This is a genomic window from Haloarchaeobius pelagicus, from assembly GCF_051207375.1.
GTDB lineage: Archaea > Halobacteriota > Halobacteria > Halobacteriales > Natrialbaceae > Haloarchaeobius.
In genome coordinates this window covers 324,035-344,514 of the sequence record NZ_JBPJZD010000002.1, presented here as the reverse complement: position 1 = coordinate 344,514, position 20,480 = coordinate 324,035, and the positions used below count along the sequence as shown (strand labels likewise).

Sequence of the window (20,480 nt, the reverse complement as noted above, 5' to 3'; positions counted from 1 at the left end):
TTTCCGTAGATTCATGTCGGGGAGGAACGACGGATACGCCAATCAGTGATGGCTCGGACACGAGGGGACGGTCTGGACACGCGACCGTCCCGACAGCGACCGGCGGTGGAACCATGCTAATCATCGTCTGCGGCCTGCCCGGGGCGGGCAAGACGACCGTCGCCGAAGACCTCGCCGACCGCACGGACGGGACGCTGCTCCGGACCGACGTGGTGCGAAAGGACCTGTTCGACGACCCGGACTACACCGAGGTCGAGTCCTACATGGTGTACGAGGGGCTGTTCGAGCGTGCGAAAGACGTCATCGAAGCCGGCGGCACCGCGGTCCTCGACGGGACGTTCCAGCGCCGGGGCGACCGCGTCCGGGCGGCGGCCGTCGCCCGGAAACTCGGCGTCGGGTTCGAACTCGTCGTGGTGACCTGCGACGAGTCGGTCGTCCGGGAGCGTATCGCCGCCAGAGAGGGCGACGAGAGCGACGCGGACTTCGAGGTCCACCAGCACTTCCGCGACATCTTCGACGACATCACGATGGACCACGACAGCATCGACAACTCGGGGACGCTGGCCGAGACCGAAGCACAGGTCGACGCCGTCTTCGCCGAGCGGTTCGCGCCGGCGGTCGAACCGTAGGTCTCGCGGCTGCCGATTCTCTGGGTCGATTCAACAGCTAGCGACGGGTTCTCGGTCCGGGCCCTGTCTGACCGGGCGGCTCTCCCCGGACGGCAGCGAGACGACCGCTGCGAGGGCGCGTCGGCGAGTGAGTTCGGGGGGCACGGGTACGTCACTGGTACGGCGACCGGTGGCAAAAGAATGGTCCGTCGGGTACGCGACCGACGGGTCGTTCAGAGGAGCCCGCCGAGTGGCGATTCCGGCTCGGGGTCCGGTTCGGCCATCTCGGTGGAGACGTTCAGCGTCTCCAGGAAGGTGACCGCTGCGGCGATATCACGGTCGTCGGTGACGGCGATAGCGGCCGCGACCATGCCCTCGGCGTTCGCCGGCTCCGCGATGAACTTGATGACGAGGTCGTCCGACCCGCCACAGTTCCCGTGGATGGTGACGATACCCTCCAGGCCGTTCTGGTTGGCGTACTCGATGCTCTCGCCGGACTTCTGGCAGTTCACCGGGAACCCCTCGGTCTGCTGGCTGAGCTGGGCCGGGTCGCCCGTGCTGGTCGGCATGTAGACGACGACGGCACCGGGTGTGACGATCTTCGACTCCGCCGACTCGAACGAGGTCGCGAACGTGTCGAGTTCGGGTGAGAGCAGCAGGTTCAACTCGGTGTCCGGGCTGCCGATGGTCACCGCCTCGGTCCACTCCGTGGGCACCTGGACGCTGATGACGCCGGTGTCGTCGGTGACGGTCTGGTAGCCGGTGTACTCGGCCGGTTCTTCCTCCGCTTCGGCAGGTGACTTGCCCAGTTGCGTTATCGGGGCGGCACGGGCGACCGGGGCCGTCAGGAGTGTCGCTCCGAGGGCTGCCACGCCAGCGAGGACGGTGCGGCGGCTGTAGGCGGACGATTCGGTCTCAGAATGGGCGGTAGGTGTCATGAACTCCCCTCAGGTGTGCTAGTAACTAGCACGAAATGTAGGCCGGGCGCGGGCATAACGGAACCCTTGATTTCCGGCATCCGTCGTCGACCTGACCCCTCGTTCCGGTGGAGATTCCGGTGGTGTGAGGAGCGTCAGGAGAGGCGGACCCGAGCCTCGCGCTCGTCCCACGTCGGGTCGACCCGCAGCGTGTCGAGGAACGTGAGCGCCGCAGCGACGTCGCGGTCCTCGGCGATGGTCACCGTCGCGAGGACGATTCCGTCGCCGTGGACCGTCGTCGCGAGGTACTTCAGGACGAGAGCGTCGGTTTCGCGGCAGGCTCCATGCACGGTGACGAGGCCGTCGAGCCCGTTCGTCGTCGTGTAGGGGAGCCGGTCGGTCGCGGTACAGCCCAGCGGCCACTCGCGGGTTGCCGTACTGAACTCGCTCGGCTCCCCGAGCAGGTCGGGCATGTAGACGGCGAGTGCGCCCCGGGTGGCCGTGTCGGCGGCGCGGAGCGTGAACGTCGTCGGTGCTGTCACCGCCACGGGCGAGGCTGCCACGGCCACCCCGGTCGCCGGGTCTCCGGCCACCGCGGTCCGGTGCCACGCTGCTGGCACCGTGGCGACGATGCAGCCGCTTCCGTCGTTGACCGTCCGGTACCGGCTGTACGTGGTTCCCGGTTCCGGGCCAGTCGTCGGGGTGGGGCGCACGACCGGCGCGGCGAGGACGCTGGCACCGACCGCCCCGAGGCAGGTGAGGACGGTGCGGCGGCTCCAGGCAGGTGATTCGCTGGCGGAGTCGTCGGAAGGCGTCATGTGGCTCTCGACGTGTAGCATCCTGGCTCACGGGCTGTCGGGTGCTATCACGCAACATACGATGGTGGGCGGGATAACGCGACCCTTGATTCCCGGCATCCATCGTCGACCTGACCCCTCGGGCCGATGGGGGGTGGCGAGCGAGAACGGACCCGGTCTGTCAGTGCTGCCTGCGCGCCTCTCGGTGGGGTGCTACCCGCCGTAACACGTTGTCGGTCGGGGGCCGAAGCGACTGTATGGACATCTCGTCATCAACGCCGACGCCGTGAAGTACACCGACACGACCGACGCGGAGCGACACCACGGCTACGACGCCCAAGTCTCCCACCAGCAGGACATCGACGACGTGGCCGCCTACGTGGAACGTGCCTGCGAACACCTCATCAGTGACGGCACTATCTGAGCGTGAACTCGAAGCGTGCGCCGGGCCGGGCCGGGTCGGTCGTCCCGTCGTCCCGGTCGCGCCCGTCCCTGACCGCGACCGTCCAGCCGTGGGCGTCGGCGACCTTCGCGACGATGGAGAGGCCGATGCCGGTGCTGCTGGCACTCCCCGAGTAGCCCGATTCGAACACCGTCTCCCGTTCGGACTCCGGGATTCCCTTGCCGTCGTCTTCGACGTAGAAGCCCGGCTGGTCGGCGGCACTGGGCGACGACTCGTCCCCGGTCGACCGGTCTGCTGACGGTGCCAGCCCATCCCCGTCGGACAGCGCCCGCGAGAGCGTCCCGACCCGGACGTCGACCGGTTCGTCGTTGTGCTCGACGGCATTCCGATAGAGGTTCTCGAACAGCTGCTTGAGACGCTGCCGGTCGGCCGTGACGACGATGTCCGTTTCGACCTCGAGTGTCGACTCGCCGGTGTCGACGACCGCCCAGGCATCCCTCGCGACCGCCGGGAGCGCGACAGCCTCGAAGGCGTCGGGGTCCGCGCCTTCCCTGGCGAGGGTGAGCAGGTCGTCGATGATGTGCTCCATCCGCTCGTGGGACTCTACGATGGCCTCGAAGTCCTCCGTAGCCCCCGTCTCGCGCGCCATCTCCAGCCAGCCCTGGGCGACGGTGAGAGGGTTTCGAAGGTCGTGACTGACCACGCTCGCGAACTCGTCCAGTCGGTCGTTCGTCCGTTCGAGTTCGGCATTGGCGCGCTCGAGTTCCTGCTCGCGCTCCTTCTGCCGGGTGATGTCGTGGAACACCGCGATGATTCCGACGACCTGGCCGTGCCCGCCGACGAGCTGTGACTGCTGGACGCTGAAGTACCGCCGCTCGCCGTCGACGTCGAACGAGATCTCCTCGGTGCGATCGTCGACCCCGTCGTACGGTGGCAGCAGGCGCTCGGACTCGTCGACCACCTCGCGGACGTGCTGACCGATGAGGGTCGTGCCTCCCGTCCCGAACAGGTCGTCGGCTGCGGCGTTGGTGTCCACGACGCGCCCCGCCTGATCGATGACGAGCACACCGTCGTCGAGGGTCGAGACCACGCGGTCGTAGGCGACCGGGACGAGGTCGAGCAGCCGGTACCGGTAGAGGCCGACGGTGAACGCGACGCCGGTGACGGTGAACGCTAGCGGGGTGAGGTCGAGCAGCGTCACCTCGAGCAGCGCGAGGACGTTCGCGACCCAGGGGAGACCGATACCGAGCAAGACGAAGAAGCCCTGGATGCGGTACAGTGACCGGGTCTGGAGCAAGAGCTGGACGAGCAGGACGGTGCCAGCCAGCAGGAGGACGTAGCTGAACAGCGCGTGGGCGATAGCTCCGACGTGGGGGTGGGCGGTGGCGACCGTCATCGGGGCCAGCCCGGGGAGTGTGACGGTTTCTACCCGTGCTTCGCCCCACAGCAGCGTGTGGGCGTTGTTGGTCACGAGCAGGACCATCCCGAGCAGCGGTTCGAGGAGGAGCACCCCGAGGAGCCGTTCCGTTCGTTCGTCGTCGCGGCCAGTGAACTCGAGGGCGAACGCGAGCCACGCCAGCGGGATGATGACCGCACCGAGCCACTGGAGGTCGGCCCAGAGGAGCTTGCGTGCCGGTGACGTCGCCGTGACCTCCAGCGCGTGGAACACGAGCCACTCCGTCACCCCGACCATCAGCACTGCAAGCGGGGTCGCACCAGCGGCTGGCCGGTACTGCCAGGCCCGAACCGAGACGGTCGCCGAGACGACGACTGCCACGACGAGCGCGAGCGTGTATGGGTGTAGCTCGATGACCATGATGGGTCGTCCTCACCCCCTTCTTCCGATACCCTCTGCGATACAGGACTTTAGCTGTCATGGCCATATCGGTACGTGATGGGTCGGTGACGGGTTGGCTCCCACGTGTCTGCCCGATAGGACACCGGACGGCCTCGACGTTGGTCCGACCGGTCCCGCCTCCGGATGCAACACCCTTAACCGGCGAGTCTTCCGAGGCTCAACCGATGACACACGCCATCGAGGTCACCGACCTCGTGAAAGAGTACGGGTCGTTGCGCGCCCTCGACGGCCTCTCCCTGCAGGTCGAGGAGGGCGAGTTCTTCGGCCTGCTCGGGCCGAACGGGGCCGGCAAGACCACGTTCATCAACATCCTCGTCGGTCTGGCCCGGAAGACCTCCGGGGAGGCCAGGGTGTTCGGCCACGACGTGGTCGACGACTACCGGCAGGCACGGAACGCCATCGGGCTCGCCCCGCAGGAGTTCAACGTCGACCGGTTCTTCCCCATCGAGGAGGTGCTGGTCCACAAGGCGGGCTACCACGGCATCCCCGAGGACGAGGCGCTCGACCGGGCACACGAGGCCCTGAAGCGGGTCGGTATCTACGACAAGCGGAAAGAACGGTTCGACTGGCTCTCGGGCGGGATGAAGCGCCGCCTGCTGCTCGCCCGGGCGCTCGTCACCGACCCGGACCTGCTCATCCTCGACGAACCGACCGCCGGGGTCGACGTGCAGTTGCGCCACGACCTCTGGGAGGTGGTCTCCGAACTCAACGACAACGGGACGACCGTCCTGCTCACGACCCACTACATCGAGGAGGCAGAACGCCTCTGTGACCGTGTCGCCATCGTCAACCAGGGCTCGAAGGTCGAGGTGTCGACGCCGGACGAACTCATGGGCCGCGGCACCGACACCATCACCGTCACGCTGCGCGAGGCACCGGCGACCGCGCCGGAACTCAATGGAACCCTGGACCGGGTCGAGTCGGTGGAACTCGACGGCGACCGGCTGCTCGTCCGGGCCAGCAACGGCGGCGCGGTCACCCCTGCCCTGTTGAACGAACTGGAGGCGATGGGCCACGAGATCGTGAACCTCGACATCTCGCGGACCTCGCTGGAGGAGATATTCGTGGAGATGACGGGTGATGGCCGATGATCGGCCTCGAAACGGGCACCTGGACGCTCACGAAGCGCGAGATACTCAGATACGTCCGTCGCCCCCGCAACACCTTCTTACCCCCGTTCATCAACAACGTGCTCTACTTCGCGGTGTTCGGGGTCATCCTGGGCAGCCGCATCGGCGAGTACGCCGGTGGCATCCCCTACATCACGTTCGTCCTGCCCGGCCTCGTCGTCCTCGGGGCTGTCTCGAACGGGTTCGAGAACGCCTCGTTCAGCATCTTCCACGGACGCTGGAACGAGTACATCCACGAGGTGCTCACCTCGCCCCTCTCGTATCGCCAACTGGCGTTCGCCTATGTCGCCGCGAGCGCCCTTCGTGGGGTCCTTGTCGGCGTCATCATCGCCGTCATCGGCGTCGTGTTCACCATCGCGAACCCGGCCTACGGGATGGTCTCGGTCGCCCACCCAGTCTACCTCCTGGTCTCGCTCATCACGGTCGCCGCGCTGTTCGCCTGCTTCGGCATCCTTGGCGGCCTCTGGGCGCGCGACTTCGACTACCTCACCGTCCTCAACCAGTTCATCATCCGCCCGCTGGTGTTCTTCGGTGGCGTCTTCTACCCCCTCGCGGCACTGGAGGGAACCGGCATCTGGTACTCGCTCTCGTTCCTGAACCCGATGGTGTACATGGTGAACGCGGTCCGGTACGGCTTCCTCGACTTCTCGGAGGTCGACCCGACGTTCTCGCTCGGCGTCTTGCTCGCCATCACGGCCGTCATCTTCACCGTCGACGTGCTGCTGCTCAAGCGCGGCTACGGGTTGATGGACTAGCGGCCACAGGCAGGTTCGCTGCCTGTTAGCCGGCTGTGAGCGACGAAGAGAGCACCCACGTCGTGAGACACAGTACGCCGACGCCCAGTCCGAGCATTACGTATGCGAGGACGGCCCTCGCTCGCCTGACGAAGGGGTTCAGTGCCGGTTCTCGGGTTCTCCAGTGTCGCCACACGATGACCGTGAACACCGGCGACAGGCCGACGATGAGCAATCCGATGGAGAGCATACGAGTCTGGTCTGCCTGTACCAGGAAGTTCAGGCCGCTGAAGAGGAGACTGACACCCATACATACTCCGGCGACGGTTTCGAGCTGGCTCGTCTTCACGTCCCTCATCGGGAAAATTTCTGCCTAGCTTCAGATGAACCTATCGGTGGTGGTGCCGTCGCGCTCCGGAACCGGGCGTGCGTACCACCCGATTTTTCTTCCGTCCTGCGTCAGTGCACCGTATGACCACGGACTGGACCCACGGCCAGACCATCGTGAACGACGTGCGCCTCCACTACGTCGAGGCCGGCGACCCCGATGACGAGACGGTCGTCCTCGTCCACGGCTTCCCTGAGTTCTGGTACTCGTGGCACCACCAGATTCCGACCCTCGCGGACGCGGGCTATCACGTCGTCGCGCCCGATATGCGCGGGTACAACCGCTCGGAGAAACCCCACGGCGTGGCGGCCTACCGAATCACGGAACTCTCGGCGGATATCGCCGACCTCTGCCGTGAGTTCGACGCCCCGGTTCACCTCGTCGGGCACGACTGGGGCGGCGGTGTCGTCTGGGATGTGGCCGCCCGGACGCCCGAGGTCGTGGAGACACTCATCGTGATGAACGCCCCACACCCCGGCCGATTCGAGGAGGTCTTGCGGACGAGTTCGAGCCAGCGAAAGCGTTCGTGGTACATGTTCTTCTTCCAGCTCCCGTGGCTCCCCGAGCGGGTCATCACCGGCCTGAACTGCCGCGCCCTCGGCTCGATGCTGCGCGACGGGACCGTCACCCCCGGCGCGTTCACCGACGACGACGTGGCCCGGTACAAGGAGGCGTTCTCGCGGCCTGGCGCAGCGACCTCGGCGATCAACTACTACCGGGCGCTCTTTCGAGAGGGCCTCAAAGACAAGCTTCCGTTCGTCTCGGCCGCGACGGCCGAGACGCAGGTCGACGTGCCCACCCTGCTGCTGTGGGGCGAGAAGGACGACGCGCTGGAACTCGAACTCACCGAAGGACTGGACCGGTGGGTGGCCGACATCGAGGTCGTCCAGGTCCCCGATGCGAGCCACTGGGTCCAGTTCGACGCGCCGGAGACGGTGACCGAGGAACTCCTCAGGTTCATCCGGATACACGAATAAACGCACTGCCCTCCTAGAGAGGACATGGCACGACACAACCGCTGCAACATCTGTGGGAAGGACTTCGACCAGGGCGGGAGTCTCAAGGAACACGTCGAACGACGCCACCCGAAGGCGGACGTCCACTGGTGGATGGTCGCGGAGAACCCCGAGAAGGAACTCCAGTTCGAGGGCCGATAGGGTACTTTTTCTACGCGTCGGGCCGAGCACTCGGACATGAGCGACGCGCACGACGACGCCGACGCGCCCGAGAGCGACGACCCGCTGGCCTGGGAGGTCACCGACTCGTGGGTGGGGTACGAGTGCCCCGGCTTCGACATCGTCCACGACGAGGTTCGACTTCCGGACGGCACCGAGACGGACTACGATTACCTCGTCGAGCCCGAGGCCGTGGTGGTCCTGCCGTTCACCCGCGACGGCGACGTGGTCGTCATCGAGGAGTGGCGTCACGCCGTCGGGCGGGTGAACCGCGGGCTCCCGGCGGGCAGCGTCGAGGAGCACGACGACGACCTCGCGGTGGCCGCCCGCCGCGAACTCACGGAGGAGACGGGCTACGACGCCGACCGGGTCGAACACCTCACGACGGTCGAACCGGCCAACGGCATCGGGAACTCCCTCTTTCACTACTTCGTCGCCTACGACTGCGAAGACGTCGACGGGCAGGACCTCGATTTCAACGAGACCATCCGGGTCGAGACGGCCGAATACGACGACCTGTTGGCCGAGGCTCGCACGGGCGAGTTGCGGGACGGCCGAGCGATGACCGGCCTGCTGTACTACGAACTGTTCGGCGACGACGAGTAACCAGAGTTCAAATACCATCGGGCGGCCAGCCCCGGCGTGCACTGACCGCAGTCACCGGGCGGTCCGCGGGTGTGCGACGCCCCGTCCGGTGTTCTCCCGTCGCGTCGCCTGTTCGCCATCCTGTCGTGTCCAGCAGCCCACTCCCCGCCGCCCGTGGCATCCCGTGGCACAGTGGTTATGTCTCCCCAGCGCCTAGAGGCGTCCGTGCCCGAGTCGTTCCTCTCGTTCCGCCAGCAGACCATCATCCGGTTCCTAGGCTTCCTCGTCCTGCTCGTCTACGGGTTCCTCGCCGGTGGCGGCCTCTGGTTCGCTATCGCGGCCGCGGCGTCGGTCTACCTGGAGATTCGGCGTCCCGGCGTGTTCTGGTACGGGCGCGGGGAGCGACGGCGGCAGTGACCGGAGAGCCCCGGCACTGCCCCGCCACCGCGCCTAAACGACACCCTTACCGGCGCTGCCCGGATAACCGAGGCCAATGAGAGACCACTTCGAGCTTCGGGACGCCGACGCGGGCGGCCGCATCGGGGAGCTGACCGTCCCCCGGGCGGGCGTCACCGTCGAGACACCGGCGCTGTTGCCGGTCATCAACCCGAACATCATCACCATCCCGCCGAAACGACTCGAAGAAGAGTTCGGCGCGGAGATCCTCATCACCAACTCCTACATCATCAAGACGACCGAGGACATCCGCGAGCAGGCCCTGGAGGAGGGGCTGCACGAGTTGCTCGACTTCGACGGGGCCATCATGACCGACTCGGGCAGCTTCCAGCTCGCCGAGTACGGGAAGATAGACACGACGACCGAGGAGATCCTGCAGTTCCAGCACGACATCGGGAGCGACATCGGGACGCCGGTCGACATCCCGACGCCGCCGGACGTCTCCCGCGAGCAGGCCGAGGAGGAGCTCGCGACCACGCAGGAGCGCCTCGAACTCGCCGAGACGGTCGACGTGGGCGACATGCTCGTCAACGCGCCGGTGCAGGGCTCGACCTATCCGGACCTCCGCGAGGAAGCGGGGAAACACGCCGCCCGGACTGACCTCGACGTGTTCCCGGTCGGCGCGGTCGTCCCACTGATGAACGACTACCGCTACGGCGACATGGTCGACGTGGTCGCCGGGGCGAAGCGCGGCCTCGACCAGGACTGCCCGGTCCACCTGTTCGGCGCGGGCCACCCGATGATGTTCGCGCTCGCAGTCGCCATGGGCTGTGACCTGTTCGACAGTGCGGCGTACGCGCTGTACGCCCGGGACGGCCGCTACCTGACGGTCCGGGGGACCGAACATCTCGACGACCTCGACTACTTCCCGTGCTCGTGTCCGGTGTGTACCGAGTACACCCCCGCCGACCTGCGCGACCTGTCCGAGCGCGAGCAGGAGGAGGAACTCGCCGCGCACAACCTGCACGTCACCTTCGAGGAGATTCGACGCATCAAGCAGGCCATCCGGCAGGGGAACCTGCTCGAACTCGTCGAGGAGCGCGCCCGGTCGCACCCGGCGATGCTCGACGGCCTCCGGGCGATGACCGACCACGCCGACCAGCTCGAGGAGACGGACCCGGTGTCGAAGGGCGCGTTCTTCTATCTCTCGAACGAGAGTTCGCATCGCCCCGAGGTGTTACGCCACCAGGAGCGACTGGACCGGCTCTCGCCCGAGGGCGACGTGCTCCTGACAACCGACGAGCACTCGAAAGCCTTCGACGAGTCCTGGAAGGTCGTGCCGCCGTTCGGGCCGTTCCCGAAGGCGCTGCGCAACACGTACCCGCTGACCGCGGAGATTCCGGACCGACTCGACGACGACGCCTACGAGCAGGCCGCCCACGGCGTGGCCCGCCTCGTGGACCTGAACCCCGAGACCGACTTCACGCTGGCCCACGACGACTGGCCCGACACGGCGATTGAACTCGTTCCCGACGGCGTCGAACTGGTCAACCTCGTCGAGCGCAGCGAACGACTGCCCTGAGTCATTCTCACTTCTCTGTCGTCCCGGAGCCACAGCCCGGCCGTGTCTTGAACGCGAGTGCTGGTCCTTCCTGAATCGCGACTGTGCAGTCACTGCACGGTTGGTCTTCGGATGCCCTCCATGGGAGTTCGAGTCGGTCGGTGACCGTCGACTCCGGGGCGTTCGGGCCGACGAGGGTCCCGACGACCTCGAACTGTCCTCGCTCCTCCGGGAGTCTCTCGGTGATGGTGCCGCCAGTAATCGCCAGATTGCCCTTCTCGGTCGTCGAGGCTGGTGGGAGGTCGACGGTTCGCTCGAACACCTGTTCGTCGTCGCTGTAGACCGCTATCCGGAGTGTGTGGTGTTTTGACAGGTAGTTCCGATACCTGATTCGTCGAAGCTCCGTCGTCGGTGGGGCCGGGTCGGAGAACAGCCCCGTACAGCCTGCGAGTCCCGCGGCTGTCGCGCTCGTCGTCGCTGCGAGAATCCAGCGCCGTGTCCGCGCCATACGACGACAGTACCTGCTAGCACGGTATCATCTTTGTGCTGACTCAGTCGTCGTCCTGAAGGGGGAGGGGGGAGAATCGAGGTGGGACCGACGCCTGCCGTCGATCCCGTACTCGGTCGCGTGTGGGGAGGGCCCTGCGCTAGTCGTCAGCCCACGATGGCCTGCTGCTGGCCGCATCCAGTCCACCTGCCGTCCGCACCCACTCATCCCTACTGGTGATTGGATAATCATCCTGTCCGTTCACAGTGCCACGCTTTAGGTGGGGGAGGAAAGCAAGACTGTTGAGCGTGGGTCCCCGAGACGGGGCTATGACCGAGTACTTCGAGGTACACGAGCGCGACGGTGCGGCCCGACGGGCGGAACTCCGCCTGTCAGCGCCGGTGACGACACCGGCGCTCGTGGACGACGTGGTCGCGGACGCCGGGAGCCTCTGGCCCGGCGAGCGAGCGCTGCCGGAGGGCGACGAGTCGACACTGACCATCCTGCCACACCGCGGGCTGCCGGCCGGGACGGCCGACGAGGTGCAGGAATCCTTCAAGGTCGACTACCCCGACGTGGATTTCCCGAGCGCGGTCGTCGTCTCGACCGATACGGCTGAAGACTACGGTGCCGACGTGTACGTCCTCTCCGACGCACAGGGCTCCGTCGGCCACGGGAAGGGGATGAAAGACGCCATCCTCGCCGTCAAGGACGCGGTCCCGGACGACACCGGCCTCTATCTCTCCGGCGTCGCCACGCCCCGGAACGTCGCCGTCCTCGCCTACGCCGGCGTCGACCTGTTCGACGCGTCGAAGGCCCGGGCGAAGGGCCTGGAGGGCGAGTACCTGACCACCGACGACCGGTACTTCCTCGAGGACCTCGACGAGCTGCCGTGTTCCTGCCCGGCCTGTCAGGTCACCCGCGAGGAGTTCGACCGGGCTGCCTGCGCCGAGCACAACGTGAACGCCCTCGAGGCCGAACTGTCGCGGGTCCGCCGGCGCATCCGCGACGGCCGCCTGCGCGACTACATCGAGGGACAGGCGCGCCAGGACCAGTGGCTCACCGCGCTCTTTCGCGAACTCGACCAGCAGTACAGCTATCTGGAGAAGCGGACGCCACTGTACCGCGAGGCCGACCTCGACGCGACCACCGAGGACACGCTCAAGCGCGTGGAGATTCAGCGCTTCGCGGACCGAATCACTGCCCGGTACACCAACCGCTTCGACGGCCACCCCCTGGTACTCGTCCCGTGTTCGGCCCGCAAGCCCTACAGCGAGTCCCAGAGCCACCGCCAGTACATGGAGGCGGTGAACTTCCGCGGCCACATGGTGTCGATGACCTCGCCCATCGGCGTCGTTCCACAGGAGTTGGAGACGACCTATCCTGCACAGCACTACGACTCCGTGGTGACGGGCTCGTGGACCGCCGGCGAACTCGAGTTCGTCACGGAGGTCCTTCGCCGGTACCTGAAGCGCAACGACTACCCGCGGGTCATCGCCCACCTGCCCGAGGACTACCGCCCCATCGTCGAGGCTGTCGAGGACGACGTCGACGTGGACATCGAGTACACCGTCGAGGACCACCCGACCACGTCGGCCAGCCTCTCGAACCTGCGTGACGCGCTCTCGGGCGAACTGAAGTACTCGAAGCGCGAGCGCGAGCACAACACCGTCCGGGCCATCGCGGACTACCAGTTCGGCGACGGTGCAGGCGACTCGGTGTTCGGCGACTTCCAGACGACGAGCCGGTACCCGAAGATACAGGTTCGCGATCCGGATGGAACCCAGCTCGCCACGCAGGTCCCGAACTACGGGACGCTGTCGCTGACGCTCGAAGGCGCGAAGCGCTGGGACGACTCCGACGTCCCGACGAAGCGCGTCGAGATCGACGGCTTCGTCCCCCACGGGAGCGTCCTCGCGCCGGGCGTGGTCGACGCCGACGAGGACATCCGCGTCGGCGACGAGGTCGTTATCGAGGGCCCGAGGGCGTTCGGTATCGGTCGGGCCCAGATGCACGGCGAGGCGATGGTCGAAAGCACGCGCGGCGAGGCGAGTTCCGTGCGTCACGTCGAAGAGAAGTAGTCCGCCCGAGAGACTTTTGCCGGCCGCCCGAGACCGAGACACCGATGGCAGTCGTCGCCGACCTGGAACAACGAGCAGGCGTCGGCATCGGCGGTATCGTGCTGTACGTCGTCCTCTTCACAGGCGGCATCGCGGGCGCTGCGATAGTGGGAGACGTCGACACCGACCGGCTGCTGGTTCTCGTCACGATGCTCGGCTACGGCGTCGGCCTGCTGGGTGTCGCCGTGGCGCTGGCGAACCTGCCACGACTGGTGCGCATCAGGCTCGCCTCGGTCGTCGACGGCCGGGTGGCAGCTACCGGCTGGTGTCGGGCCGAGGCATCCCTCCGGACACCGTTCAGCGCCGAGGACGCGGTCTTGTACGTCGCCAGGGTGCTGGAGAACTCGGTCGACGAGGAGCCGGCGGTGGAGGACGAGCGGAACTGGTCGCTCGCCACGCGCCGGGCCGAAGCGACACCGTTCGAGGTTCGGTGGGACGGGCGCAGCCTCCCGGTCGAGCCGAGTGACGCGACGCTTCGCCCCGGCTCGTTCGGGCAGGTCGCCGTCACGGCCGCGGGTGACGAACTCCCCGACCACATCGAGGCGGGCTGTACCAGAATCGGATTCAACCGGAGCGACGAGGCGCATCATCGGTTCGAGGAGGCGGTCGTCCGACCGCGTGAACAGGTGTTCGTCCTCGGTCGCGAGCGGGCGGACCGCATCCACGCGACGCTCGTCGCTGACGGAGGGTTCCCGGACCGGGTCCGCGGGCGGGTCGTCGACGGCGTAACGCTCGGCGGGCTGGTCGCGGGGGCGTCCTATCTCGGGTTGCTGGTCGCGGCCGGGGTCCTCTGACCGGCGTGCCTTTTTCACCCTCGGCCACTTTCCCCGGGGTATGGACCACGTGTCACTCGGTGTCCCCCAGCAGATTCTGGACTCGCTCCCCGAAGACGGCGAACCGGCTAACTCTGACATGCAGCGAGCGGTCGCCACCTGGGAACAGCGCATCAACCGCGCCATCGACGAGGCCGAGACCGAGCGCGAAGCGGCCGCCTTCGTCGCGGACGCGGTCGAGCGGATGGAAGAGCGCGTCCAGCGCTTCGACGACTTCGTGCCCGAGCTGCGCGCGTGGGGGCAGTCGCCCATCTACGCCATCGCGTGGCGGAACCTGAACGCCGACCTCGTCCAGCAGCTGTACGAACACGAGGACGTGGCGGAGAACCTCGACCGCGAGCGCAACGCCCGGCTGGTCGAAGACGGCATCCGACTCAGCGACAAGTAGACTCGGGTCAGGCTTCGACGACGGCTTCGGCTCGTTCTCGCCCCGTTTCGAGGGCTACTTTCGCGGCACCGCCAGCCTCGCGAGCGGTCGCACCGTGCCCCACCCCGACCCGCCAGTGGGTGCCGGTCAGTTCCTGTACCCGGTCGATGGTCACCGAGAAGTCGGTCGTTCCGGGCGGGCAGACCGCGATGGCGTTGTCGCCGCCGACGAAGAAGGTGAGCGCGCCGTGGCGCTCGTGCATCTCGTCGGCCAGTGCGTCACACCCGCGGCGGATGGTCCGGTGGGCGGTGTAGGCGTCGTGGCGGTCGGTGTAGGTGCCGGTCGCGTCCACCACGTCGAAGTGCGCGACGGTGAGGTCGCCAGTGTCGTCACCGAACGAACCGCGGAGGGCCTCACGGCGGTCGCCCTGGGCGCTCCCGGCGTCCTGCAGGGCGGCTGTCGCGTCCGCGATGGCAGTCGCGGGGGTCTCGTCGATTCCGACGCCACAGCTCAGGGTGACGGGGAACCGGTTCCGGACGCGGGTCTGGAGTCGTTCGTGGCCCTCGCGGTCGAGGCCGTTCGTCACCGCGAGCAGGTTGTCCCAGCGCGTCGGGAACACGTAGCCGTCGACGCTATCGACGGCGGTCGCGAGGGTCGCGTAGACGCGGGACTGGAGGGTCTGGAGGTCCATCTCGCGCCGCGGGTGCGGCGTCGTCGTCCACGGGCCGTAGTCGTCTAACTGGAACAGTGTCCACTGCATCTCAGGCCACCGTCTCCTGTCTGGCGACGTCCGTCGCCACTGGGTCGGCCTCGAGAATGACGCTATCGCCCGGTGCTGGCGCGACGTGCCCGTTCGTCTCGATTCGCAGTCGATACTCCTCCTGTTCGGGGTCGGCAGCGAGCACCGTCCCGGTGCCCGCGACGAGTCCTGTGTACACGATGTCTCGGACTCGCCGCCAGCCTCCAAAACCTGTTATGGTTCTCAGTTCTGGAACGGCGGTCGTGCGAGGGCAAACTGGTTGCGGCGTGGTTTTATACAGCCCGGACGAATCTTTCCGACAATGAATCTCGAGTTGCGGTTCTTCGCGAACTTCCGTGAGGCGGTCGGCCAGAAGACCATCACGCGGGAGTACGACGAGGAGGCCGCGACGGTCGGAACCGTGTTGACCGCACTCGAAGCCGAATTCGGGGGGCTCGAGGGCGAACTCCTCGAAGACGGCGAGATACGGCCCCAGCTCAGCGTCCTGAAGAACGGCCGTGACGTGGTCCACATGGAGGGGACGGCGACCACCCTGGACGACGGGGACACGCTCTCCGTCTTCCCACCGGTCGCAGGTGGATGATGGGCAGAGAACGAGCGTGGCGCGGCATCTCGAAGCGACTCGCCATCCACTACCTCACGAACCTCGGCGGTGAGCAGGCGGACGACGACACCGTGGTCGCCGACGACTGGCGAGCCACGCTCTCGGCCGACAAGGTCGGCATCGGCCCGACGCTCCAGATAACCGAGGTCACCGTCCGCTTCGAGGGTGACGACGACGTGCTCGACCCACTCATCGAGCGGTTCGCCCAGAAGGCCATGCGGGCCGGTGGCTGAGATGGACGGGTTCCCGATCGAGGGGCAGGTGCTACTTGTCACCGCCGCGAAGGCGAGCGTCCCGCCGAACCGACTCCCCGAGCTGGTCGACCTCGTGCAGGCCGACCTCCGGCTTCGCGCCGACGACTACCGCGTCAGCTACGAGTGTATCCACGACGACGAGAAGTACGCGGCGTTCTTCGTCGAGTCCGGCCACTGGGTCGACATCGGCAGGCGGCTCGGCTTCGACCGGCGGGACTACGAGGCGGTCCAGCGGGCCCACACGGAACAGCTCATGCGACTCGGACGGGAGACCGACCGTCGCGAGGAGTTCGACGCCGCCCTCGACATCCGCGAGTGCGTCCTCATCGGGAAGGACTCGTACGAGTCGGTCGAGGCGGCGGAGACGGCGGAGGCGGCCGACCGGCGCGGTCACTCGACGCAGTCGTGAGCCTGGCGGACTTGCGCCGTGAGTTCGACGCGGTCGCTGGCCGTCGCGAGGTGTGAGTCACAGTCACAGTCCGAACAGCCGAAGCCCGGAGCCGCCGGCTCCAGTCGTGAAGCGACTGCGCATTCTACGTCCGCGTCGACCGTCCGAACGTCGGTCCGGAGCGTCACGTCGGGATGCCCGAGCAGGTAGTCGACGTGCCAGTGTCTGGTCTCGCGCTCGCCCGCCGCCAGCTCGTGGTGCCGGTCGGCCCGTGAGAACCCGCCGGGACCGAACGCGCTCCCGGTGTAGGCGTACCACCCCGATTCGAAGTCGACCGGCCCGAGCGCGCCGACCTCGATGGTCACGTCGCGGTCCAGTTCGAGGAGCAGCGTGTAGGTCCCAGCAGCCATCGGGCGCGTCTTCGGGACTCGCGAAAATGTGTCTCTCGGTTCGATGGTCGAGTACGCGATGGACGGACCTGCGGACGACTCAGAGGTACTCGACGCCGTCGGCGGTGATGTGTACCGTCTCCCCGTCGAAGGTGGTCAGGGAGAACCCATCGAACCCGTACGAGTCGGCGTAGGTCCGGGCGCGGTCGACGAGGTAGGCGAGCGCGATGGCCTCGCCGAGGCGGTAGCCGGCTGTCGCGTCGGTCCGGTAGTGGATACCGGCCCAGTTACGGCCGATGGCGATGTTATCCGCGAGCTTGTTCAACTCGTGACCGACGGTCAGGGGACCGTCGTACCACGGCAGGTCGTCGGTGTAGTAGAGCAGGTCGCTGCCCGTCGGGTCGGTGAACACCGGGTTCAGTATCTCTGCGTCCTCGTCGAAGTACGCCTTCAACACGGTGACGCAGGCACCGGAGAACGAGGAGTGTCCGGCAGGATAGGACGGGTGACACGGTGACCCCTCGGGGAACGCCTGCGAGAGCAGGTAGCTCCCGTTGGCCGCCTCGGCCGCCTCGAGTGCGTACGAGTCGAGGATGGTCGAGGACAGGTGGTCGCTGTAGTCGACGTAGCCCTGCATGGTCGCGTTGACCGCCCCGCCGAGTGCTTCGGGACGCGGCCGCAGGTGGACGTCCCACTTCTGGACCCAGGCCGCGTGGAGCGCGGGGCGCGAGACGTCCGCCACCGCGGTCAGGACGTCACCGATACCGAAGTCGACGAACCCCTCCTCGATCTCGGTCTTGCCCAGCAGGTCGAACGACAGGGCGAAGTCCTGGTCGACGTAGCCGTCACCGAACAGGATGAGCGCCGCGTTCATCGGGAGTTCGAAGATGGCGTCGAAGTGGACCGCGGTCGTCAACCCCCGCCCGTCGTGGATGAACCGCCGGTCGTCCTCGTTCAGGGTGAACGCCTGGGGCGTCACGCCCTGCTGGACCGAGAGCCAGTCGGCCACGTCGGTCATGTAGTCCGCCTCGGGAGCGAGGAAGTACTTCTGGTCCTGGATCAGCCCCTCGGTCCGGGGGATGCTGTGGAGCAGGAACTGCGAGACGTGCGGCCCGATGGTGCTGCCCGGCAGTGTCCCCCTGAACAGGTGCAGGTCCGGAGGGGCATCGACCGGAACGGTCCCGTCGTCCGAGACGACCGGTGTCGGCCCGGTGAAGACGTCGAGCATGGCCAGCTCCATCGCGGCGTGTTTCGCCGTCTCGTCGTCGCGGAAGTCGAGGAACGCGGTGTCTCGCAAGAGCGACTGCCAGTACAGTTCGACCAGCTCCGCACCCGTCTCGTCGCTGGTGACGGAGGGCGCGGGCGGGATGGTGACGTCGTACCAGTCGCGGCCGACCAGCCCGTACGTCTTCGCCGACCGGGGGTTCACCAGCCCACGGTCCCCTGCGATGTCGTCGGGGTGCAGCGTGTCAGTGCCCTTGATCTCGCCGATCATCCGCTCCACTGCATCCGGGTTCGGATAGCCGAACACCGGCTCCCCGTTCTCCTCGACGACGTCGTGTTTCAGGCACTTCCCGTACACCGCCCACGAGCCGAGTTCGCGGTCGCCGTTGTTCAGCTGTGCCGGCGGTTGCGGCGGCATCACGTCGTCGTGGGCCGTCTGCTGGCGGAACTGGTAGACCGACGTCAGCCGCTGTTTCAGCGTGTTCTGTTCGATGGCGGTCGCGACGCCGGGTCCCCCGCCGGCCCCGACCGCACTCTGGTCCTTCTTGCCGTTCGATTTCCCCGGTTTCGCACCGACGACTCCGCCGAGGAGGGTCAACGCGCCGAGCCCTGCCAGCACGGTTCGTCGCCCGACGCGCAGCGGCGTCGATTCGTTCCCCTCGCGTTTCGATGTACTCATGATGACTCCTGTCGAGGCGGGTGATGTCCCACCTACCTGTCACAGAAGATGCGAGGTTTGGATATAACAGAAACACAAGGTTACGGGGCAGAAACGAACGGCGGCGCTGGTTTCAATGAAATTCTGAGATGTGTCATATCCGGCCCGCAAAGGAGTCCGAATCGCTCAGGCCGGGACGACGCCGTCGGCCGTGATACGGATGGGTTCGCCGTCGAAGGTGGTCAGCGTGAACCCGTCGAAGCCGTAGCGCTCGTCGTACGTCTTGGCGCGGTCGACGAGGTAGCCGAGCGCGACCGCCTCACCGAGCCGGTAGCCGTCGTCGGCGTCCGAGCGGTAGTGGATACCCGCCCAGTTGCGACCGACGGCCATGTTGTCGGCGAGCTTGTGGAGTTCGCCACGGACCGTGAGGCCGGGTCCTGATTCGGGGCTCGCGTCGGCGTACGGGACCATCGCGTCCTCGTCGAAGTACGCCTTCAGCACCGTGACGCAGGCCCCGGCGAGCACGGCGTGGCCGGCCGGGTACGAGGGGTGCGTCGGCGACCCTTCGGGGTAGGCCTGCGAGAGCAGGTAGGTGCCGTAGCGTTCGTGCGATTCCTCGAGCGCCTCCGAGTCGAGCAGGTCAGCCGGGAGGCCGTAGTCCGCGTCACCAGTCAGCTGGTCGTGGACCCGCCCGCCGTACGTCTCGGGCCGGAGGCGACGGTTCACCAGCCACTTCTGCACCCAACTCGCGTGCAGGGCGGGATGGCTCACCGCGACGACGGCGTCGAGCACGTCGGCCACGCCGAAGTCGACGAAGTAGCCCGACGTCGGCGAGGCCGGGAAGCCCGGCCCGAGCGGGACGCCGAGGCCGAGCAGGATGAGCGCGGCATCCTGGTACGACTGGTACACGTAGTCGCGGTGGACGTAGGTGGTCAGGTCGCGCCCCGTCTGGAGGGTGCGGTGTTCGGTCTCGTACTGGTCGCCCGATACCGGGGCACTCCCGCGCTGGATGGCCAGCCACGACTCCCAGTCGGTCATGTAGTCCGCGCCCTCCTTCGCGACGCGGTACACCTGCGGCTGGGCCATGCCGTCGCCCCGCGGCACGGCGTGGTAGAAGAACTGCGAGAGGTGCGGGCCGACCTCGCTCCCGGTGAGGCTGCCCCGGAACAGCAGGTCCGTGGTCACGTTCCCGTCTCCGTCGGTCGGGCCGGGGTAGCCGGCGAGGGTCGAGAGTTCCGCGGCGGCGGCCTGCGCTCCCGGGTCGGTCCCGTAGTCCGTGAAGGCAACGTCCCGAAGGAGCGACTGCCAGTAGAGTTCGACCATCTCGGCGGCCATCTCGTCGCTGTCGAAGGCAGGGGCCGGCGGCATCGCCAGCGCGTGCGAGTCCGGCCCGGTGATGTCGTACGACCCTGCTGCGGCCGGGTTCGCGAGCTTCCGGTCGGCTTCGGGTGCGAGTGGCACGTCCCCGAGCGACGCGTTGCCGAACAGTGCGTCGACGAGCGTCAGGTAGGCCTCGTCGTCCCCGACACCGTGGCCGTCGTGGGGCAGGGCCTTCGTGAACATCGCGGCCGTCCCGAAGCGCGCCTCGTCGTCGTTCGATTGCCACCCGGGTGGCTTCCCGGCCAGGCAGTGATCACGGGCCGCGTTCGACCGGATGCGGTACGTCGACATCATCCGGTCGTGCATCGCGCCCGGCGAGCCGGCGGGCGGTCCGCCCCCGCTCGACTTCCCGTCGCCCGGCTGTGCGACCGCGCTGCCGACCGTGCTCAGTACGCCCGCTGCCCCCAGTCCGGCCAGAACCGTCCGCCGGAGTATGCCGTGTGAATCGTCTGCTGTGGTCATAG

Annotated in this window: 25 protein-coding genes; 15 read left to right on the top strand and 10 right to left on the bottom strand. The window is 67.3% G+C overall.

Going from position 1 to position 20,480, the window contains the following annotated elements; all coding sequences use genetic code 11:
• The first annotated feature begins 113 nt into the window (after nucleotides 1–113).
• Nucleotides 114–629, top strand: coding sequence for a P-loop nucleotide/nucleoside kinase family protein (locus ACSC1S_RS14275; RefSeq protein ID WP_435364897.1), 516 nt, complete (start codon nucleotides 114–116; stop codon nucleotides 627–629).
• 212 nt (nucleotides 630–841) lie between these two features.
• On the opposite strand, the gene ACSC1S_RS14270 is transcribed toward ACSC1S_RS14275, so the two are convergent.
• Together ACSC1S_RS14270 and ACSC1S_RS14265 are read right to left on the bottom strand one after the other, a co-directional pair.
• A complete protein-coding gene (locus ACSC1S_RS14270) occupies nucleotides 842–1,546 on the bottom strand; it encodes a hypothetical protein (RefSeq protein ID WP_435364896.1) in 705 nt (234 codons plus the stop codon).
• Between the two features lie 134 nt (nucleotides 1,547–1,680).
• Nucleotides 1,681–2,343 (bottom strand): hypothetical protein, encoded by a 663-nt coding sequence (locus ACSC1S_RS14265; protein WP_435364895.1) that lies wholly within the window; start codon nucleotides 2,341–2,343, stop codon nucleotides 1,681–1,683.
• Nucleotides 2,344–2,608: 265 nt separating this feature from the next.
• On the opposite strand from ACSC1S_RS14265, the gene ACSC1S_RS14260 reads away from it, so the two are divergent.
• The gene (locus tag ACSC1S_RS14260; protein ID WP_435364894.1) at nucleotides 2,609–2,746 is read left to right on the top strand and encodes a hypothetical protein; all 138 of its coding nucleotides are present in this window, start codon (nucleotides 2,609–2,611) and stop codon (nucleotides 2,744–2,746) included.
• Here ACSC1S_RS14260 and ACSC1S_RS14255 read toward each other — a convergent pair.
• On the bottom strand, nucleotides 2,739–4,541 hold the full coding sequence (locus ACSC1S_RS14255) for a histidine kinase N-terminal 7TM domain-containing protein (RefSeq protein WP_435364893.1): 1,803 nt from the start codon (nucleotides 4,539–4,541) through the stop codon (nucleotides 2,739–2,741). The genes ACSC1S_RS14260 and ACSC1S_RS14255 overlap by 8 nt on opposite strands.
• A gap of 206 nt (nucleotides 4,542–4,747) precedes the next feature.
• Between ACSC1S_RS14255 and ACSC1S_RS14250 the strand changes: the two genes are divergently transcribed.
• Together ACSC1S_RS14250 and ACSC1S_RS14245 are read left to right on the top strand one after the other, a co-directional pair.
• Nucleotides 4,748–5,674, top strand: coding sequence for an ABC transporter ATP-binding protein (locus ACSC1S_RS14250; protein ID WP_435319503.1), 927 nt, complete (start codon nucleotides 4,748–4,750; stop codon nucleotides 5,672–5,674).
• Nucleotides 5,671–6,468: an ABC transporter permease gene (locus tag ACSC1S_RS14245; RefSeq protein WP_435319502.1), complete on the top strand. Its 798-nt coding sequence runs from the start codon at nucleotides 5,671–5,673 to the stop codon at nucleotides 6,466–6,468. Before ACSC1S_RS14250 ends, ACSC1S_RS14245 begins: the two co-directional genes overlap by 4 nt.
• 25 nt (nucleotides 6,469–6,493) lie before the next feature.
• Here the strand turns inward: ACSC1S_RS14245 and ACSC1S_RS14240 are convergent, their stop codons facing one another.
• A complete protein-coding gene (locus ACSC1S_RS14240) occupies nucleotides 6,494–6,805 on the bottom strand; it encodes a hypothetical protein (protein WP_435364892.1) in 312 nt (103 codons plus the stop codon).
• A gap of 113 nt (nucleotides 6,806–6,918) precedes the next feature.
• On the opposite strand from ACSC1S_RS14240, the gene ACSC1S_RS14235 reads away from it, so the two are divergent.
• From ACSC1S_RS14235 to tgtA, 5 genes are all read left to right on the top strand, one after another.
• Entirely contained in the window at nucleotides 6,919–7,812 is an 894-nt protein-coding gene (locus ACSC1S_RS14235; protein ID WP_435364891.1) for an alpha/beta fold hydrolase, read from the top strand.
• Nucleotides 7,813–7,836: 24 nt separating this feature from the next.
• Complete coding sequence (locus tag ACSC1S_RS14230; RefSeq protein WP_435364890.1) at nucleotides 7,837–7,992, top strand: C2H2-type zinc finger protein; 156 nt, start codon at nucleotides 7,837–7,839, stop codon at nucleotides 7,990–7,992.
• Nucleotides 7,993–8,028: 36 nt separating this feature from the next.
• On the top strand, nucleotides 8,029–8,616 hold the full coding sequence (locus ACSC1S_RS14225; RefSeq protein ID WP_435364889.1) for an NUDIX hydrolase: 588 nt from the start codon (nucleotides 8,029–8,031) through the stop codon (nucleotides 8,614–8,616).
• 204 nt (nucleotides 8,617–8,820) lie between these two features.
• The gene (locus ACSC1S_RS14220) at nucleotides 8,821–9,012 is read left to right on the top strand and encodes a hypothetical protein (protein WP_435364888.1); all 192 of its coding nucleotides are present in this window, start codon (nucleotides 8,821–8,823) and stop codon (nucleotides 9,010–9,012) included.
• Nucleotides 9,013–9,088: 76 nt separating this feature from the next.
• On the top strand, nucleotides 9,089–10,573 hold the full coding sequence (tgtA, locus tag ACSC1S_RS14215; protein ID WP_435364887.1) for a tRNA guanosine(15) transglycosylase TgtA: 1,485 nt from the start codon (nucleotides 9,089–9,091) through the stop codon (nucleotides 10,571–10,573).
• 7 nt (nucleotides 10,574–10,580) lie between these two features.
• On the opposite strand, the gene ACSC1S_RS14210 is transcribed toward tgtA, so the two are convergent.
• A complete protein-coding gene (locus tag ACSC1S_RS14210) occupies nucleotides 10,581–11,060 on the bottom strand; it encodes a hypothetical protein (RefSeq protein WP_435364886.1) in 480 nt (159 codons plus the stop codon).
• A 308-nt stretch (nucleotides 11,061–11,368) separates the two neighbouring features.
• Between ACSC1S_RS14210 and arcS the strand changes: the two genes are divergently transcribed.
• From arcS to ACSC1S_RS14195, 3 genes are read left to right on the top strand one after another with little or no spacing between them, the layout of a single operon-like run.
• The gene (gene arcS / locus ACSC1S_RS14205; RefSeq protein ID WP_435364885.1) at nucleotides 11,369–13,120 is read left to right on the top strand and encodes an archaeosine synthase subunit alpha; all 1,752 of its coding nucleotides are present in this window, start codon (nucleotides 11,369–11,371) and stop codon (nucleotides 13,118–13,120) included.
• A 44-nt stretch (nucleotides 13,121–13,164) separates the two neighbouring features.
• Nucleotides 13,165–13,953 (top strand): hypothetical protein, encoded by a 789-nt coding sequence (locus ACSC1S_RS14200; RefSeq protein WP_435364884.1) that lies wholly within the window; start codon nucleotides 13,165–13,167, stop codon nucleotides 13,951–13,953.
• A gap of 40 nt (nucleotides 13,954–13,993) precedes the next feature.
• On the top strand, nucleotides 13,994–14,380 hold the full coding sequence (locus ACSC1S_RS14195) for a DUF7971 family protein (RefSeq protein WP_435364883.1): 387 nt from the start codon (nucleotides 13,994–13,996) through the stop codon (nucleotides 14,378–14,380).
• A 7-nt stretch (nucleotides 14,381–14,387) separates the two neighbouring features.
• Here the strand turns inward: ACSC1S_RS14195 and ACSC1S_RS14190 are convergent, their stop codons facing one another.
• Together ACSC1S_RS14190 and ACSC1S_RS14185 are read right to left on the bottom strand one after the other, a co-directional pair.
• Complete coding sequence (locus ACSC1S_RS14190; protein WP_435364882.1) at nucleotides 14,388–15,119, bottom strand: GTP cyclohydrolase IIa; 732 nt, start codon at nucleotides 15,117–15,119, stop codon at nucleotides 14,388–14,390.
• A gap of 1 nt (nucleotide 15,120) precedes the next feature.
• Entirely contained in the window at nucleotides 15,121–15,297 is a 177-nt protein-coding gene (locus ACSC1S_RS14185; RefSeq protein WP_435364881.1) for a riboflavin synthase family protein, read from the bottom strand.
• Nucleotides 15,298–15,420: 123 nt separating this feature from the next.
• Between ACSC1S_RS14185 and ACSC1S_RS14180 the strand changes: the two genes are divergently transcribed.
• The 3 genes from ACSC1S_RS14180 to ACSC1S_RS14170 are packed head-to-tail and all read left to right on the top strand — an operon-like array spanning nucleotide 15,421 to nucleotide 16,386.
• On the top strand, nucleotides 15,421–15,702 hold the full coding sequence (locus tag ACSC1S_RS14180; RefSeq protein WP_435319489.1) for a ubiquitin-like small modifier protein 1: 282 nt from the start codon (nucleotides 15,421–15,423) through the stop codon (nucleotides 15,700–15,702).
• On the top strand, nucleotides 15,699–15,956 hold the full coding sequence (locus ACSC1S_RS14175) for a MoaD-like domain-containing protein (protein WP_435319488.1): 258 nt from the start codon (nucleotides 15,699–15,701) through the stop codon (nucleotides 15,954–15,956). The genes ACSC1S_RS14180 and ACSC1S_RS14175 overlap by 4 nt, the downstream gene beginning before the upstream one ends.
• Nucleotide 15,957: 1 nt before the next feature.
• On the top strand, nucleotides 15,958–16,386 hold the full coding sequence (locus tag ACSC1S_RS14170; protein WP_435319487.1) for a DUF8048 family protein: 429 nt from the start codon (nucleotides 15,958–15,960) through the stop codon (nucleotides 16,384–16,386).
• Here ACSC1S_RS14170 and ACSC1S_RS14165 read toward each other — a convergent pair.
• The 3 genes from ACSC1S_RS14165 to ACSC1S_RS14155 form a co-directional block, all read right to left on the bottom strand.
• Nucleotides 16,368–16,775, bottom strand: coding sequence for a GIY-YIG nuclease family protein (locus ACSC1S_RS14165; RefSeq protein WP_435364880.1), 408 nt, complete (start codon nucleotides 16,773–16,775; stop codon nucleotides 16,368–16,370). The genes ACSC1S_RS14170 and ACSC1S_RS14165 overlap by 19 nt on opposite strands.
• A gap of 79 nt (nucleotides 16,776–16,854) precedes the next feature.
• A complete protein-coding gene (locus ACSC1S_RS14160) occupies nucleotides 16,855–18,657 on the bottom strand; it encodes a vanadium-dependent haloperoxidase (protein WP_435364879.1) in 1,803 nt (600 codons plus the stop codon).
• A gap of 165 nt (nucleotides 18,658–18,822) precedes the next feature.
• A complete protein-coding gene (locus ACSC1S_RS14155; protein WP_435364878.1) occupies nucleotides 18,823–20,478 on the bottom strand; it encodes a vanadium-dependent haloperoxidase in 1,656 nt (551 codons plus the stop codon).
• Nucleotides 20,479–20,480: the final 2 nt, after the last annotated feature.

Coding starts and splice junctions, on each gene's coding strand:
- ACSC1S_RS14275 (WP_435364897.1), top strand. CDS start 114: ATGCTAATCATCGTCTGCGGCCTGCCCGGGGCGGGCAAGACGACCGTC.
- ACSC1S_RS14270 (WP_435364896.1), bottom strand. CDS start 1,546: ATGACACCTACCGCCCATTCTGAGACCGAATCGTCCGCCTACAGCCGC.
- ACSC1S_RS14265 (WP_435364895.1), bottom strand. CDS start 2,343: ATGACGCCTTCCGACGACTCCGCCAGCGAATCACCTGCCTGGAGCCGC.
- ACSC1S_RS14255 (WP_435364893.1), bottom strand. CDS start 4,541: ATGGTCATCGAGCTACACCCATACACGCTCGCGCTCGTCGTGGCAGTC.
- ACSC1S_RS14250 (WP_435319503.1), top strand. CDS start 4,748: ATGACACACGCCATCGAGGTCACCGACCTCGTGAAAGAGTACGGGTCG.
- ACSC1S_RS14245 (WP_435319502.1), top strand. CDS start 5,671: ATGATCGGCCTCGAAACGGGCACCTGGACGCTCACGAAGCGCGAGATA.
- ACSC1S_RS14240 (WP_435364892.1), bottom strand. CDS start 6,805: ATGAGGGACGTGAAGACGAGCCAGCTCGAAACCGTCGCCGGAGTATGT.
- ACSC1S_RS14235 (WP_435364891.1), top strand. CDS start 6,919: ATGACCACGGACTGGACCCACGGCCAGACCATCGTGAACGACGTGCGC.
- ACSC1S_RS14230 (WP_435364890.1), top strand. CDS start 7,837: ATGGCACGACACAACCGCTGCAACATCTGTGGGAAGGACTTCGACCAG.
- ACSC1S_RS14225 (WP_435364889.1), top strand. CDS start 8,029: ATGAGCGACGCGCACGACGACGCCGACGCGCCCGAGAGCGACGACCCG.
- tgtA (WP_435364887.1), top strand. CDS start 9,089: ATGAGAGACCACTTCGAGCTTCGGGACGCCGACGCGGGCGGCCGCATC.
- ACSC1S_RS14210 (WP_435364886.1), bottom strand. CDS start 11,060: ATGGCGCGGACACGGCGCTGGATTCTCGCAGCGACGACGAGCGCGACA.
- arcS (WP_435364885.1), top strand. CDS start 11,369: ATGACCGAGTACTTCGAGGTACACGAGCGCGACGGTGCGGCCCGACGG.
- ACSC1S_RS14200 (WP_435364884.1), top strand. CDS start 13,165: ATGGCAGTCGTCGCCGACCTGGAACAACGAGCAGGCGTCGGCATCGGC.
- ACSC1S_RS14195 (WP_435364883.1), top strand. CDS start 13,994: ATGGACCACGTGTCACTCGGTGTCCCCCAGCAGATTCTGGACTCGCTC.
- ACSC1S_RS14190 (WP_435364882.1), bottom strand. CDS start 15,119: ATGCAGTGGACACTGTTCCAGTTAGACGACTACGGCCCGTGGACGACG.
- ACSC1S_RS14180 (WP_435319489.1), top strand. CDS start 15,421: ATGAATCTCGAGTTGCGGTTCTTCGCGAACTTCCGTGAGGCGGTCGGC.
- ACSC1S_RS14175 (WP_435319488.1), top strand. CDS start 15,699: ATGATGGGCAGAGAACGAGCGTGGCGCGGCATCTCGAAGCGACTCGCC.
- ACSC1S_RS14170 (WP_435319487.1), top strand. CDS start 15,958: ATGGACGGGTTCCCGATCGAGGGGCAGGTGCTACTTGTCACCGCCGCG.
- ACSC1S_RS14165 (WP_435364880.1), bottom strand. CDS start 16,775: ATGGCTGCTGGGACCTACACGCTGCTCCTCGAACTGGACCGCGACGTG.
- ACSC1S_RS14160 (WP_435364879.1), bottom strand. CDS start 18,657: ATGAGTACATCGAAACGCGAGGGGAACGAATCGACGCCGCTGCGCGTC.
- ACSC1S_RS14155 (WP_435364878.1), bottom strand. CDS start 20,478: ATGACCACAGCAGACGATTCACACGGCATACTCCGGCGGACGGTTCTG.